The following is a 15520-nucleotide window of genomic DNA, read 5'->3' as shown; positions in this document are numbered from 1 at the left end:
TCCGAATGGTTGTCAAACATTAAGCTTATCTTCAGTTTTGCCTAAATGAAGGAATTATATACTATTGTGTCTTCTAAAAATAGTGGAAAAGAGATTTTGAAACATGCCGAGAGATGAACATCAAACGCGGATTGAACTCATAAATCCCGCTCTGTGAGATTCCGGGCAAACGAAATAAGAGGCAGAGAATGATCTCAGAAAAAGATAAAGAAATAATCATAAAATATGCCAAAAAATATAAAGTTACATCTATAATATTATTTGGTTCCTCAACAAAAAAAGACAAAGAATTTAATGATATAGATATCGGGGTAAAGGGAATTGAACCGCGCTTATTCTTTGATTTTTATGCAGAGTTATTCAAAAATCTATCAAAACCAGTTGATCTTGTTGACCTGTCCAGAAAAACTCTATTCACTAAACTTGTGGAAGAAAATGGAGTAAGAATTTATGGGTGAATTGCCTGAACAGATTCTTGCTGAAAAAGAGAATATTGAGGCAGCTCTGGATAATCTGAAAACTGCTATGGCAAGAAGTGATAAGACAGTTATTGAATTGGCAGCTATGGCGACTTTTCTCCACAATATGTATAATGGGATTGAAAATATTCTAAAACAAATTCTGCTGATAGAAGATATTGAGGTACCAAAATCTGAAACATGGCATAAAGATCTTCTGAATCGCTCATTATCCGCAGGGATTATTTCAAAAAAGCTGTCAGATCAACTTTATAAGTACTTGACTTTCAGACATTTTTTTGTTCACGCTTACGGATTCATGCTGGATGAGAAACAACTTGAAGGCTTAGCTAATGATATTCCTGATGTCTGGCAGCAATTTCTATTGGAAATAGAGAATTTTTTAAGGGAATAAGATCGTACCGTTAAAATATGACTACTATACAGAATATAAGAGAATGAAAGAATTCCTGAAAGATTTAGATTGAAAACAGATTGAGCCGAAGGTTTTCAATGAGATCAAGGATAAACACATCCATAACTATCTGCGGATATGTCTTGATAAGAACATGAAAAAAGCTGTGCTCGATATTATTCTAACCTCTCCCAGGAATATATTGGATTTGTACTGGAAAATGATTTTGATGATATCAAGCTCATCCGCCTGAATCATCGCTGAAACTGGCTTATGGAATATGTGACCATCTTTCTATCCAACCTTAAATCTTCAGGTTTATCTTCCACATCAAAATGCGGGATGCCATATTCATCGTTCATTTTCGAAACAATGGTTTCAAAGTCCGATCCTTTCATCAGTTCATTGATAAGCACTACTACCGGTCCTATTATCTTGTAATCGCAGAACCATTTATGGAGGATAAGATCAATATTATCACCCACATAGTCGCGGAATGCATCCTTATAATACATCTCACTCTTGCAGCAATCGAGATAGAACAATTGGTATGGTTTTCTGCGTGGGTGATCAAGTCCCTCCTTCATCGTATCCGTAAAATAACTGACATCGTCACTCAGGCTGAGATGCCTGCCATATCCTGCGTGGGTTTTCAGGTATATGAGATCCTCCTGCGCAAGAGATTCGCGCCATAATTCCTGGAGGCTGGCTCGATAGTTTCGCCCGATGACAAGCCGTATCCGCGCTTTTATGCTATTGCTATTGAAACTGAATATTTTCTGGTATTCCTCCAAACCTCGCTTGCCGTCTGTCATCTGCAGCCCGATCAATCTCAATTTCCTCCTTGCCTCAAGGAAAACCTGATAATCAAAATTCTCACCCAGCGGGTCTGGTCCAATAATAAGTGTCCCGTTGAATATGCCTTCATTGAATAGCAGGTCATATCTTGGAGCTATACGGATTGAGGGCATGGCTATTTTTGATATTGATGAAACGTGTATAAATAGTTCAATGCAAGATTACCATGAATATTTACACACCTTCAAACTCAAAAAAATCATTATTATCCCGCGCTCAGAGCCGTTTAAGCATAATTGACATTATTCCCGGCTTGCCATCCATCTTAGGTCCTGATGGAAGAGCAAACATTGGCATATCGGAGCCTCCTAAAAACTCCTTCTCCCACCGCTCAGTTATCTCTTTGAATATCCTCTTGTAGGCAATACAGTGGGGGTCAACACCCTTAATTTTACCTTCATTTGCCACTATGGCATTGTAAGGGCATCCACCCCTACAGAATTTAATGTAGTTGCATTTCCCGCATTCCCTGTTAACATATTCCTTGAACTGGAACATGAGCTTCCATGCGTCAGACCTGGCAAGGTCTTCCATGCCTGGATGGTCTTTGACGTTACCCATAACGTATTCCGGCATGCCAATAAAGCGATAGCAGGGATATATGTTCCCATCAGCTCCCACCGCAAAGGTATCTCCCATACAATCTACGAAAGTGCAGACAGTGCCCCGATTGGTGAACACACATTTACACAGATGGTCGATATTCATGACCTCGATCTTACCAATGTTTTCAAGGTATTTGTCAAGAAGATAAACCAACAATTCTCCATACTCTCTGGGATCTAGCGCCCATTTTTCAGGGTTTTCGTCACGTATAGATGGCAGAGCAGGATGTAATTTAAGATTTAAGCCATTCTCCAGGAAAAAATTGAAAATTTCCTCCCTGAACTTTATGGAATGAGAGGTAAAGGTGCAGATGAAGCTCACCTTGAGACCATTCTCCACCGCGATCTCAAAGCCCTGCAGGGTCTTCTCGTAGTATCCTTTTCCTCTTTGAAAGTCAGTGAGCTCCTCCGGGCCATCTAAACTCGAGCCTATGGGAATATCATACTCTGCCAGGATTTGAGCAAGTTCCGGGGTCATTCTCCAGAGATTTGTCTGCAGGGCAAAAGCGGGTTTCATATGACTTAGACCCTGTGCCAGTAATGGCAAAGCTTCCCGGTAAAAATCAGCCCCGGCCAGGAGCGGCTCCCCGCCATGGAAGGTGAAGGTAACCGGTTCATTCCGGAAATCCTTGAGCCATTTTACCACTTCTTTGATGGTTTCAATGCTCATCACCGGGGATCCTTTCTCGGAACTCCAGCAATAACTGCATTTGGCAGGACAGTTTAAAGTGGGGATAAGCATCACGTGAAAAGCCATAAAACATCAATTTCCATTTCTTCAAACTATTAATAGTTATCCAGTACTTAGAAAGTGGGGACAAAAAGGGATGATAGGATTGGTACTGCTTTGACATGTACTGGGGGCGGGCGCCCATGATGGAAGTGTGCTCATGGAATCGTCAATCCCGCAATTTTTTATTTAATCGGATGGTCATTCTTATCACCGCGACCTATTCCTTTGTATACAAAACCTTCTCCGATAAAATCCTCTGGTTCTATCACATTCCGCCCGTCCACAATGACCGGACGCTCCTTACCCATTAGCCTTTTCAGTGTTCCTGCATCCAATTCGGAATATTCATCATGCCCTGTCAATATAGCCACCGCATCAGCGCCATCAACTGCACCTGACAATTCATGAGAAATACTCACACCAGGATATTCCATGACATACGGGTCGTGGACATCAACAATGCATCCTGACCTGATCAGCAAATTCCTGTACGGCTCAGAAGGCGGGTTCCTGGCATCGTCCGAATTCTTGATAAATGCCCAGCCCAGAATAGCCACTTTCGAACCAGCAGGTTTCTTCCGTGCCCTCGAAAGTGCCTCAACCGTCAGGTTATACATATGCACAGGCATGAAATCATTCACTTTTCGCGCAAGTACGAAAAGAGAATCCATCCCATCCGGGTAATCCAGGTTTCCTCCGGATACCTTTACACCCCTTTCAAGATGATAGGTATCCTTGGTCAGACAATGCCCCCCAACGCCTGCTCCTGGGTACAGCACTGCCCTTGTGATACCCTCGCCTTTCAGGCTGTCCACGCCAGCCCTCACATCATAAACATTGATCCCCATCGCCTCGCAATAGAGAGCAAGCTGGTTGATCGCTGCTATCTGGAGGTCACGGAAAGTATTCTCCGCCGTCTTGGTAGCTTCTGCAGCAGTAGCCGTCATTGGGATTATCTTTCCTGTGGTAAGTACGGGCGAATACAGTTCGATTGCTCGCTCCGTGCTGACTTTGTCAATACCTCCCACGATGCGGTCATGCTCCCGGATATTGCGAAGCAGCCGGCCCACCATTACACGCTCGGGAGCATGAGCCAGGGCAAAGTCCTCCCCGGCGGTGAGACCGGATTCCTCTTCCAATATCTGCCGCGCAAACCCGTTCGTGGTACCGGGAGTGATAGTGGACTCCAATACCACAAGTGTTCCCTCGGTGAGATATTTTCCTGTCAGCCTCAGCCCTTCGATCAATGCGCCAAAATCCGGCTCCAGACTCTCATTACTTAAAAATGGTGTTTGTATGGCCAGGGTTACTGCATCCATCTCGGATATCCTTGAGAAGTCGGGGGTACATTGAAACTTTTTTGCCCGGACGACCTTCTTAATAAGCTCCTCCAGTCCCGGTTCCTCACCTTTTAATGGACTTTCTCCCCGGTTCAGCATTTCTATTTTATAGCCGGATCTGGATGAACTGCGCTGGAATCCTAAAACCAACTCAAAAGCGTCTGAATCTGCAAATAAAACTGCCGCGGGAATGCCCACATATCCCATCCCGACTACCCCGATTTTTTTAATGGGTCCTATCCTATCCATTATTTTCTTAAGTTTGTTGCTCATATGTTCGACTATTTGGTTCAAATTTTTATGGCGATTTTCTACTGTGCTTTTCTTTTTTGATATCAATCTTTTTTCCACATTCACATTCGTAAACGATTTTTTCTACGTTATTATCAATAATATTACATAATTTTTTCCCGCACTGGCAAACAAAACCTCTCAGGCGCGCAGGATTTCCGAATACGAGACCATACGGAGGCACATCTTTGGTTACGACACTTCCCGCCCCGATCATAGCATATTCGCCGACAGTTACTCCACAAATAATAGTTGCATTGGCGCCTATACTTGAACCTTTTTTTATAACTGTTCGAATTATTTTTCCATCTTCCCAGATAAATGCTCTTGGATACATATCATTAGTAAAAACAACTGAAGGCCCGACAAATACGTCTTCTTCGATTTCGACTCCTTTATAGATAGAAACTAAATTCTGGATTTTCACATTATCCCCGATTCTAACCTCTGTATCAACATAAACGCTCTTTCCGATATTGCAGTTCTTCCCGATAATGGCGTCTTCCCTTACATGGACAAAATGCCATATTTTTGACCCATCGCCTATGGCATCGCTTTCAACGATCGCAGTGGGATGCTTATAATATTTCATTCAAAACCCTTTTTGATCTCTTCGCATATCCTGAGGTTATTCAGGGCCTGCTCCGGCGTGATCGGGAACACTTTATTTCTTTTCACGCAGTCAACAAATGTTCTCAACTCCACCTTCAAAGGCTCAACCTTGTTGACCAGAACCTTTTCAATGATATTTTCCTGCGTATATCTTTCGCTTTCCTGCAAATATTTTTCCGGCTTCCTGTAGGCATAGACCTCCTGGTTCATAAAATCACCCTCGATGGTCAGGTCTTCATCCTCGATATACAGGGTGCGTATTTTTTTTGCCCCTCTCCTGCTTGCTGACATGGAGACGACAGAACCATTGAATGTTACCACAACATTACATACATCGAAATTTCCTGCGCTATCGAGCTTATATCTTTCTCCATTGAATAAAACATTAAATATAATATCTATATCATGTATCATCAGGTCTTCGACAACCGAACTATCTGTTATCCTTGATGACCCTGGATTATGCCTTCTCACCTGGACGTAAAATGGATTCTTAAGCATTGTCTCTATCTCATTCACAATGGGATTAAACCGCTCGATATGCCCTACACCAACGACCATGTCTTTATCTTTTAGCAGTTCAACCAGTTCCTCCCCTTCTTTAACTGATAGAGCAATGGGCTTTTCTATGAGGCAGTGGATATCCTTTGCTATCGCCTCCCTTACGACATCGTAATGGTATTTCGTCGGGACACAGATGCTTGCAGCATCAATACTATCCAGCAGTTCTTCCATGGAATCGCAGCTTATTACCCCGAGTTCGGTCAGTTCATCCTGGTTCTCTTTGTTCAGGTCGAAACCATAAACTTCTTCAACGCTTTTAAGCTCGGAATATACTCTTGCATGATTTTTCCCCATTGACCCCGTTCCAATGACGCCGATTTTCATGTTGATTCCCCAAATTTATTTATATTGTCAACGATATGCGCCAGGTTTTCTTCCGTTATAGCCGGATGTACCGGCAGACTCAAAACCTCGTCCGCAAGCTTTTCAGCGACCGGACAGTTAACTCTTTCGCTTGTGTAACCCAGCTCCAGGTACAGAGGCTGTTTGTGTATTGGCAAGGGATAATGGACTGCGCAGCCGATGTTTTTATCGTTCAGATATTCCATGAACTTCTCCCGGCTTATCAAACTGCTATCGATCTTAAGGACATACTGATGATATACATGCTTTACATGCTTTTCTTTATGAGGTTTGGTAATTCCATCCAGCTTTATGTATTTATTGAAATACTCTGCATTATCTATTCTCTTTTTGTTAAATTCATCCAGTTTTTTAAGCTGAACATTGCCTATTGCGGCCTGTATATCAGTCATCCTGTAATTATATCCCAAGATCGTATGGTAATATTTCGAACTCTGCCCATGGTTCCTCAGCAACCGGCATAATTCTGCATTCTTATCATCATTTGTGGTTATCATGCCCCCCTCGCCTGTGGTGATGTTTTTTGTTGGATAGAATGAAAAACATCCGGTACCAAACCCTCCGACCTTCTTGCCTTTGTATTCAGCCCCGTGCGCCTGCGCACAGTCCTCAATAAGCAGTAATTTGTGATCCTCGCATATCTCCGAAATAGCTTTAACATTGAATGGATGTCCAAAAAGGTGCACACCGATTATCGCTTTTGTTCTCCCCGTTATTTTATTAAGTATCGCGCCGGGGTCGATGTTGAAAGTTCTTTCATCCACATCCGCAAAAACGGGTTTAGCCTTCTGAAACAAAATGGAGTTCGCCGTCGCTATGAAGGTGAACGGGGTCGTAATGACTTCATCCCCCTCTTTAATGCCCAGGGACTTGAGCGCCATATCCAGAGCAATCGTGCCGTTTCCAACAGCGATTGCACTTTTCACATCAATGTATTCTGAAAACGATTTTTCAAAATCACCAACGGCTTTCCCTTGAGCCAGCATCCCCGATTTAAGGACTTCTCCAATCGCCTTCAGCTCTTCTTCAGAAATAATTGGTTTTGCTATCGGAATAAATTTTTCCATATATATCATGTTGAGTAAACTTTGTTTCTACTGCCAGTTCTTTTGCCCGGTTTCAACCTTTGAAGCCCAAGCCACCCAGTAACAAGCGTTTTTCGATTTTTCGTTATAATGCCATTCTTTTATGTTCGATAAATATTTAAATACTGCTGAAATTTTAGGATTCATGATGGCTTGATTATCCAAATGTCCAATATATTATAACTATACAATTTAAGTATTATAAGTTTAAAACAAATGTCCCATCTTTGCGTGCTTTGTGCACGTTGCGGTTTGGTTCCATATGCATGCGTCGGCCCTTGTATTGGCCCCACTACTTTATAACCGGCTGTGGGACAGAATTAAGCAGGGTACAGGTTTAACAAATTATGCCAGACGCCAGTGCAGGTTAAAGCAGTGCCAATCCTGTCACCTATTTTTGTTCCACAGCCGGTAACCACCAATTCATAAGGTCGGTATTTGAAACCTAACTGTTTGTCTCAGTGAGCAGGTCTGCTTATTTTGCACTTAAAACCTCATGTACGGTCTTTAACAACCTCTCAGTAGTGAAAGGTTTTGGCAAAAAAGCCCTTGTATAATGAGCAACATTCGCAAGTCTATCTTTCCCCGTTAATCCACTGACTGCAATAATTTTGACATCAGGATTAATTTTGCGAATAGCTCGAATGCTCGTTTGACCATCCATGACTGGCATCATCATGTCCATAAGCACAACTTTGATTTTATCTTCATTTTGGGTATACAATGCTACTGCCTGAGCACCATTCTCTGCTGTGAGCACTTTATATCCGTATGCTTCCAATGTCGAGCGAGTAATCTCACAAATTGAGACTTCATCTTCAGCAACGAGAATAAATTCCCCTTTTCCAACTGGCAATTCAAGCTTCTGCTCTCCTGCTTCTTGTATCTCGGTTTTAATCGCTGGCAAGTAGACCTGTGAAAAAGTCAGTCAACATTATGCCGTCCTCCATAGCATGGCGACATTTCCAATTCAATGATTAGTCGATGTATTCTTACAAATTCAGTCATCATCGTTTTTCATTTAGTTGCGATCTTGAGATGGATAGTAATTCAAGCCAACCTTCGCTTGAACTCAATTTCTTCAGTTGATTTCTGCTCGGATTCTCTTGTTACCCAGATAACCGTTTGTTATCTTAAATTTGACGTTAACAAATGCACTGTGAAAAGTGCATTCATGGAAATTAAGGATCATAAATACAAATATCTCTATATTGGGACAATACGAAAAGAAAGAAAACCAAAAGTACTTCGGGAAAAAAAAATAGCAGATATTATGCAGAAAAAACGTATCCACAGGCTGCTGATGATGGGAAGGGACCTGAGCGAACCCCGCCGGCATAATCAGCGCAAGCGATATTGTTAAGGAAATTGGAAAGGACAGTTTATGGCGGATTTACCGTCTTTGTCCATGTCAACGGCCAATACATTCATTCAGTCAGCACTAACCATTCACATACATCAGGCCACAGGTTCAAATGCGCTTGCCGGCTCACTGAAAGACCAGTATGGGACGAAGGGAAGACGATTTCCTTATAACTCTTTCCAGAATAAACATCCTTCAGCGTTCTAGCGGCCGATAAAGGTACAATATGGTCATATTTAGCGATTATGTTAAGCAGAGGGCTGCGAATTTTTCTCAGGTCGATCACATTGGAATCGATTTTCATCCTGTTATTGATGAGTAAATTTCGCTGATAGCAGTCCTCAATGAATTGAACATATGTTGGGCCAGGTATCATTGGCGTATCAATGAACCATCTGTTCATTCTTAATGCATCCCTCCACGACTCATAAGTTAAAAATTCTCTATTGAATTCCACACTCATCGAAAAAATTGGAAGATAGTACATGAACAAATTGCGGCCAAAAAGGAGGATCAACTCACCTGGAACATTGCCGAAAAGGGACACAATGCTGCGGACATCAAATACCCTTCCCCACAGTATCCTTATATCATCCCATCTGGAAAAATCCACCGGAGTTGCCATCAGGATAAGCTTTTCCACCTTTTCTGGATGTAATGAGGCGTACATGAGCGAAATTATGCCTCCGGTACAATATCCCAGAACCGAAACCTCTTTAATTCCTCTCTCCCTGCAAATAAGATCAACAGCCTTATCCAAATAATCTACATAATTTGAAAAGGAGACCTCTCTTTGTTCCATCCTGGGATAGCCCCAATCTAACATATAAACTGAAAACCCATTATCACAGAACTTTCTCACTACACTGACATCATCGTTGAGATCGAGGATATAGGGTCTGTTTATTATATGTGGAACTAGGAGTAAGGTTCTATTTTTATCCTTTTCCGTTATATATCTAAGGAGCTTAAAATTGAACCGCTTATCCTCATCTACAACTTCAAAAGGTGTTTTTCCCACAGCAGCAGGAGGAAAAATGGTTTCTAATTCATTGAAAAATTCCCTTCTCGTTATCTGGATATGATCCAGGTTAATTGTCATAATTTTCCCCCATCTAATGCCTGACATCTCAATATACGTTTCCAGCATAAAATAAGTTTGTGTAAAGCAGGAATTTGGTCAGACTCGCTCAGGATGACGGACTGCGACCTCCAAAGGAGAGTAGAACTTTCCGCACACCTCCGGCCGTGTGGTCGCATTCCACGACCAGCAGAAGACACATCTCAGGCAACAGCCCACGCAATCCGCTGTCGCTATGCCACCGTAGAACCTCGAAGACCTGAAGCGGTAGTATTTTCTCAGGTTCGCATACTATATTTCTGGTAAGCAGAGCCCTCTCAATAGGATCCAGCATAAGATTTCTGAAGAATTTATAATAATTTTCTATCAAGCCAAATGGCTATGCTCAATAACCCGCTATTGGAAGAATCCAGGACCCGGAAACCGCTGGATCCCAGACCTATCTTAGCGATTCTATGAAATCGTCAACGGGTATTGCCCTGTATGTCGCTGTCCTGATGCTCCCCCGGGATAATATTTCTACAGCTGCCTTGGTGATAGTGGTTTCGTCATCAGCTTCCACGATCGTCAAAAAGTCAAAATCCCCCAGCACTGCATACTGGTCGAGCACATTTACGTCCATGTCTTTCAGTTCCGCATTGACTTCTTTCACCCTGCCGGGGTTCTTCTTGAGAGTCTTTGCACCTTCATCTGTCAGTTTAGAGACAATAATATATTTTGCCATGATTTTTACCTCCAATTCCCAATTATAATTTGGGTCTTTCTTGTATATATACGTAGGCTTTCACAGGAGCAAGAGAGCAATCTTTTATTAATATAAAAAATAACCTGATATTATGTATTTAAGGGATAAGATCTTTGCAGGGGAGGGCAGAACCAAGGCTAACACCGTTTTCAAGAACTGCAGAATTGTAAATGTCAACACAAAAGAGATCACAAAAGGTGATATAGCAATTAGCTCCGGGTTCATTTCAGGCATTGGTGATGTGAAGGCTCTCACCGGCCCAAAGACGCTGGTGCTGGACATAAAAAATGACTGTGTCTGCCCCGGATTGATTGACGGGCATGTGCATTTTGAGTCGAGCATGATAACACTCACGCAATTTGCAAAACAATCCGCTCTCCACGGGACAACCGGCATTGTCATCGATCCACATGAGATCGCCAACATCCTTGGCACGAAAGGCATCAGGCTGGTCATGCGTGAGGCACGAAAACTTCCGATTGATGTTTTTATTACCTTATCATCATGTGTTCCATCCAGTCCTCTTGAGACATCGGGCGCATTGCTGGGTCTTCGGGAAATAAGAAAGTTTCTGGACAAGAAATTCGTGGTAGGTCTTGGCGAAGTAATGGATTATCCCGAAATCCTGCGCGGAAACCCCGAAAAGCTTGCAATGATTTCAGCTTCCCTTGAAAGAAAACTCGTTGTGGATGGACACTCCCCCGGCATGCGAGGCAGTGAGCTGTTCGGTTATATGAGCGCGGGTATCTCAAGCGATCACGAATCCGTAACATATGATGAGGCACTTGAAAAAGCGCGCCTTGGCATGAAGATCATGCTTCGCGAAGGCTCGGCTGCAAAATGCCTGGATGAGTTCATTCCCAGACTGCTTACAGACAGGATCTCCCTCGAAAACTTCTTTTTCGTCACAGACGACAAACTTCCGGGTGACCTTATCGAAGGGCATATGGATGCAGTGGTAAGAAAAGCCATCAAGCTTGGAATCGAGCCTGTCGTAGCGATTTCCATGGCTAGTATCAACACTGCCCGCCATTACAGGATAGACCAGCTCGTTGGTTCGATAAGCATAGGCCGAAGAGCGAACTTTTTAATACTTGAGGATCTGGCCGCTTTCAAGATCAAAGATGTGGTAATACGCGGCAAAATAAAACCAGAAATAACAGGAATAGAATATCCAGAATATGTTCTCAGGACAGTGAAATATAAAAAAATAGACTCGGATCATCTTAAGATATATTCCAGGAAAAAAAGAGTGTCTGCTCACATAATAGAAGTCTTACCGGGCAAACTTCTCACAGGGAGAAGCATAGAGGAATTAAAGACGGATAGAGGGACTGTTCAGCCTGACATCGATCGAGATATACTAGCGATAGCTGTGATAGAACGTCATGGCAAATCCCGGAACGTGGGCAGGGGTTTCGTCCGTGGATTTACCCTGAAGGAGGGTGCTTTCGGGCAGAGCATTGCGCACGACTCGCATAATGTCATTCTTATAGGCACAAATTTTGAGGATATGGCACTCTGTGCGAACAAGATAAGGGAACTGCAGGGAGGAATAGTGATAGCAAATGACAGGGTACTGGATTGCCTTCATCTTCCATTTGCGGGCATTCTCAGCACCGAAAGCGCATACGAAGTGGATAAGAGAATAAAAGATCTGCACAGCCTAGTCAAAAAAATGGGATGCGAACTGGATGTCCCTTTTGTCCAGACATCCTTCCTCTCGCTTCCCGTTATCCCTGAATTGAAGATAACGGATAAAGGGCTAGTTGATGTAAATGCATTCAAGATAATTCCTGCAATTATCCCAGAATGACTTATAGTAAGGCTTTTTGTGGTATGACCACATTATTAGAGGGCAGAAACTCCTACGGTGCAGGTGAAAGGGAAGAAACTTTTCTTAAATAAATTTTTTATGGTAATTATCTAATCTCTTTTCCGCAGGCTCACGAGACCGAAAAACCCAATCATACCTGCTGATGTTAGCGCTACCGTGCTCAGCAAGTTTTACCCAGCGCTGCTTTTTTTTGCAGTCCTGGTTGTTTTATTCTTAGAGACTGTTGGCATAAGGTTCCCCGATTCATTCATATTCGCAGGTATCGGATTCGGTGCTCATCTTTCTGAGGATGTCCTAATAGCGCATACAGCTTTTTCTGGCCAATATCTGCCCAGAAGTTCGGTATGGGTGGATTTCAGGTTTAATTTGCTATTTCCCGTTGCATAATCCTTGATTGAAAGGATCTTGATTCAGATTACGTTTAAGAGAGATAAATGAAATAAAACTTGACCCGAGATGAATTGGAGAAAGCATATAAAAATATTAACAAAAACATCAGCTTAATTCCCATAATCTCTCTATAATACCTCATAATAATAATACTAATAATTATAATAATTATAAAATTCAATGGAAAGTTTTAAGTAGCTTGAATTGGTAGAAAAGAATATCGGTGGTCTCTTTCAGAAAAAAGCATCGATGGAGTTGCCATCGCCCCACCATGGTGATCAGTTGGAAAAATGATATTAGATAAGGTTTATGGAGGGTGCGCCCTTAGAAATAACGGATCATTATTAATGATAGATGATGCGGGATGGATAGTATGACTTTTTTGAAAAACCACAACCTAAAAGAGGGCAAGCAGAGCAGAAAGAACGGCCACATGACGAAAGCTGGGTGGATTTTGATAGCGCTGATGATGATGGCAGCTACGACAGCAGTTGTTGAGATTGCAGGGGGTACCGTTGGAGTAAGTAATCAAGCTCCTTTTGTGGGAGTTCCAATTCTTAGTCCAAATCCAGCTTATCAGGGACAAGCAGTTAGTTTGTCTGCATCTGTAACAGACTCAAATGGGAATGCAGATATCACCACTGTTACAGCTAAAGTTCAAAATGGAGCGGGTTATGTTCTCTCACAATCAACTCTATCATATGACTCAGATACGGCAACCGCAAGCGGTTCAATAACAGCACCATCTCTAATTAGCAACGATTATTATGTAGTAGTTACTGCGACTGATAAAAGCGGATTACAGGGCAGCAATCAAACACAATTAACCGTACAAGAACAATCAACAAGCTGTACGCCACCACCATCTTCATCTTCGCTATCAAGTGCCGATATACCGGCGAATACATCCACATGCGCTAATGGCGGAATCTCCTATGTGGGCAGTGCTAATAATGCAAGCAGTTATTTAGCTAGTAGCATTAATGAAGGCGGATTAAATATTTCAGGTGGGTATAGTCTTTCGAGTAGATATTCAGATAATACTTCTTATCTCTCAGGTTCAGTAGAAAATACGGTTGATGTTACAAATAATGTTACAAGTAATGCATCGACAAATCAAGTCGTAGGGTATGGGTATGGTGTTATATCTAATATATCCACTTATATAACCGCATCATCAAATTATTCTTCTATAATTACTACTAATAGCCGTGATGTCAATTCTTCATATCCATATGATCCGATTTATGAAACGGATTTCTTTAGAACAACAGATACCAGAGCCATGACATGGATTAAATTTACAAATGTATATGCTTCATTAAACGTTACGTGGAAATGGTATGATCCAAATAACAATTATTATACAGAATGTTACACTACTACGCAAGATCCCAAAGCCAGCGGATATGATTATTGGAGTTGGTACAAAGTCTGGTGCGGGGTATCCATCAAAAACTATTCGGCGGCTAATGAACCGGGAAATTGGACTGTTAACATCTATGTAGATGATGGAAGTGGTTATAATGTGGCAGCAACTGAGCATTTCACAATAGGATATATTGTTTCAGAACATAAAACAGCAAAAGATCATCAGTCTTCGAGCCCATACGATCCCATAAACGCAACAAAAGTATTTTCAATTAGAGATACAAAGGCAGAATCGTGGACAAAATTTACAAATGTTTCACAGGCATTTACTCAAAAATGGGAATGGTATGACCCAAACAATACACTATACAATAGTAGCACGACTATCGCCTCCGACCCAGGACAGGATATGTATTATGTATGGTATAAGACCTGGTCATCGATAAATATTAACGGGTACGATGCAGCAAACCGTCCTGGAAATTGGTCAGTAAAATCGTATGTTGATAGCAAATATAACTTCTCAGACACTTTTACAATAAGTTACAATATTGCAGACCATACGATGGAAAAAGACCATGAAAAAACCTCTCCATATAATCCGATTAATAGGACAACAACATTTTCTATAACAGATGAGAAAGCCGAATCATGGCTTAGATTGGGAAATGTTGCTGATAGCCTCACTGTTAAGTGGGAATGGTATACTCCCTCTGGTGTACTATTTAGCACATCCTCCTTTACATCTCCAGACCCAAGAACCCAAGGATATGATTATTGGGACTATAATTTTTGGGATTGGACCTGTATAAATGGATGCTTGGCGTCAGATAAAATTGGACAATGGGAAGTGAAGGTATATATAAATGATAGATATAAATATTCGGAATTTTTTACCATAACTGACGACCTGGCTCCGAGCGTTGGAGCATCGCATTCGCCCCAGAATCCTACGGATCAGGATTCGGTCTCAATAACAGTCAGCGCTAATGACACTGCAGGTTTGAATAAAGTAGAATTGTACTGGAACGATGGGGCTTGGCATAACGAAACATGGAACTCGCCCAGCAATCCATTTTCCAATACCACGAATTTAGGAAAATTTGATGTTGGAAAAATAATTCAATATTATTCGGTTGCAAATGATACAAGTGGAAATACTCAACAGACTTCCACATATTCGTTTACAATTTTAGATAGGACTCAGCCTAACATTTCAGTAGCTCGTTCACCAATTGAGCCAACTGATAAAGACAATGTTATAATTGCCATTAATGCAAGCGATAATGGTATTTTAGGTAAAGTAGAATTGTACTGGAACGATGGGGCTTGGCATAACGAAACATGGAACTCGCCCAGCAATCCATTTTCCAATACCACGAATTTAGGAAAATTTGATGTTGGAAAAA

Annotated in this window: 13 protein-coding genes; 4 read left to right on the top strand and 9 right to left on the bottom strand. The window is 41.8% G+C overall.

Annotation, left to right across the window (positions count from 1 at the left end; translation table 11 throughout):
* Positions 1-188 precede the first annotated feature (188 nt).
* Positions 189-458 carry a nucleotidyltransferase domain-containing protein gene (locus O8C65_09610; protein MCZ7357179.1) on the top strand — a complete coding sequence of 90 codons (270 nt, stop codon included), beginning with the start codon at positions 189-191 and terminating at the stop codon, positions 456-458.
* Positions 451-873 carry a hypothetical protein gene (locus tag O8C65_09605; GenBank protein MCZ7357178.1) on the top strand — a complete coding sequence of 141 codons (423 nt, stop codon included), beginning with the start codon at positions 451-453 and terminating at the stop codon, positions 871-873. The genes O8C65_09610 and O8C65_09605 overlap by 8 nt, the downstream gene beginning before the upstream one ends.
* Before the next feature lie 254 nt (positions 874-1127).
* Here O8C65_09605 and O8C65_09600 read toward each other — a convergent pair whose 3' ends face one another.
* The 9 genes from O8C65_09600 to O8C65_09560 all read right to left on the bottom strand — a co-directional run bounded on the left by O8C65_09600 (position 1128) and on the right by O8C65_09560 (position 10492).
* A complete protein-coding gene (locus tag O8C65_09600; GenBank protein ID MCZ7357177.1) occupies positions 1128-1844 on the bottom strand; it encodes a hypothetical protein in 717 nt (238 codons plus the stop codon).
* A gap of 103 nt (positions 1845-1947) precedes the next feature.
* Positions 1948-3078, bottom strand: coding sequence for a TIGR04083 family peptide-modifying radical SAM enzyme (locus O8C65_09595; GenBank protein MCZ7357176.1), 1131 nt, complete (start codon positions 3076-3078; stop codon positions 1948-1950).
* A 173-nt stretch (positions 3079-3251) separates the two neighbouring features.
* A complete protein-coding gene (locus tag O8C65_09590) occupies positions 3252-4682 on the bottom strand; it encodes a nucleotide sugar dehydrogenase (protein MCZ7357175.1) in 1431 nt (476 codons plus the stop codon).
* Positions 4683-4707: 25 nt separating this feature from the next.
* Complete coding sequence (locus tag O8C65_09585) at positions 4708-5292, bottom strand: acyltransferase (GenBank protein MCZ7357174.1); 585 nt, start codon at positions 5290-5292, stop codon at positions 4708-4710.
* Positions 5289-6200 carry a Gfo/Idh/MocA family oxidoreductase gene (locus O8C65_09580; protein MCZ7357173.1) on the bottom strand — a complete coding sequence of 304 codons (912 nt, stop codon included), beginning with the start codon at positions 6198-6200 and terminating at the stop codon, positions 5289-5291. Before O8C65_09580 ends, O8C65_09585 begins: the two co-directional genes overlap by 4 nt.
* Complete coding sequence (locus O8C65_09575; protein MCZ7357172.1) at positions 6197-7306, bottom strand: DegT/DnrJ/EryC1/StrS aminotransferase family protein; 1110 nt, start codon at positions 7304-7306, stop codon at positions 6197-6199. The genes O8C65_09580 and O8C65_09575 overlap by 4 nt, the downstream gene beginning before the upstream one ends.
* A 493-nt stretch (positions 7307-7799) precedes the next feature.
* Positions 7800-8231 (bottom strand): response regulator, encoded by a 432-nt coding sequence (locus O8C65_09570; GenBank protein MCZ7357171.1) that lies wholly within the window; start codon positions 8229-8231, stop codon positions 7800-7802.
* Between the two features lie 520 nt (positions 8232-8751).
* Positions 8752-9789 (bottom strand): alpha/beta fold hydrolase, encoded by a 1038-nt coding sequence (locus tag O8C65_09565; protein MCZ7357170.1) that lies wholly within the window; start codon positions 9787-9789, stop codon positions 8752-8754.
* A gap of 418 nt (positions 9790-10207) precedes the next feature.
* Positions 10208-10492, bottom strand: a complete 285-nt coding sequence (locus O8C65_09560) for a GYD domain-containing protein (protein MCZ7357169.1) — start codon at positions 10490-10492, stop codon at positions 10208-10210.
* Between the two features lie 112 nt (positions 10493-10604).
* Here O8C65_09560 and ade point away from each other — a divergent pair, with 112 nt between their 5' ends.
* A complete protein-coding gene (gene ade, locus O8C65_09555) occupies positions 10605-12329 on the top strand; it encodes an adenine deaminase (protein ID MCZ7357168.1) in 1725 nt (574 codons plus the stop codon).
* 784 nt (positions 12330-13113) lie between these two features.
* Positions 13114-15520, top strand: a 2407-nt coding sequence (locus O8C65_09550; protein MCZ7357167.1) for a hypothetical protein, incomplete at its 3' end; no start/stop codon positions are given.

It is taken from the genome of Candidatus Methanoperedens sp., assembly GCA_027460535.1.
Taxonomy (GTDB): Archaea; Halobacteriota; Methanosarcinia; order Methanosarcinales; family Methanoperedenaceae; genus Methanoperedens.
Note: the sequence above shows the minus strand (reverse complement) of the source record. Positions and strands in the feature narration are given on the sequence as shown.

What these genes read in the sequence shown, in the direction of transcription:
- O8C65_09565 (MCZ7357170.1), bottom strand. Translation starts at nt 9,789, where the DNA reads ATGACAATTAACCTGGATCATATCCAGATAACGAGAAGGGAATTTTTC.
- O8C65_09580 (MCZ7357173.1), bottom strand. Translation starts at nt 6,200, where the DNA reads ATGAAAATCGGCGTCATTGGAACGGGGTCAATGGGGAAAAATCATGCA.
- O8C65_09600 (MCZ7357177.1), bottom strand. Translation starts at nt 1,844, where the DNA reads ATGCCCTCAATCCGTATAGCTCCAAGATATGACCTGCTATTCAATGAA.
- O8C65_09610 (MCZ7357179.1), top strand. Translation starts at nt 189, where the DNA reads ATGATCTCAGAAAAAGATAAAGAAATAATCATAAAATATGCCAAAAAA.
- ade (MCZ7357168.1), top strand. Translation starts at nt 10,605, where the DNA reads ATGTATTTAAGGGATAAGATCTTTGCAGGGGAGGGCAGAACCAAGGCT.
- O8C65_09560 (MCZ7357169.1), bottom strand. Translation starts at nt 10,492, where the DNA reads ATGGCAAAATATATTATTGTCTCTAAACTGACAGATGAAGGTGCAAAG.
- O8C65_09590 (MCZ7357175.1), bottom strand. Translation starts at nt 4,682, where the DNA reads ATGAGCAACAAACTTAAGAAAATAATGGATAGGATAGGACCCATTAAA.
- O8C65_09585 (MCZ7357174.1), bottom strand. Translation starts at nt 5,292, where the DNA reads ATGAAATATTATAAGCATCCCACTGCGATCGTTGAAAGCGATGCCATA.
- O8C65_09595 (MCZ7357176.1), bottom strand. Translation starts at nt 3,078, where the DNA reads ATGCTTATCCCCACTTTAAACTGTCCTGCCAAATGCAGTTATTGCTGG.
- O8C65_09575 (MCZ7357172.1), bottom strand. Translation starts at nt 7,306, where the DNA reads ATGGAAAAATTTATTCCGATAGCAAAACCAATTATTTCTGAAGAAGAG.
- O8C65_09605 (MCZ7357178.1), top strand. Translation starts at nt 451, where the DNA reads ATGGGTGAATTGCCTGAACAGATTCTTGCTGAAAAAGAGAATATTGAG.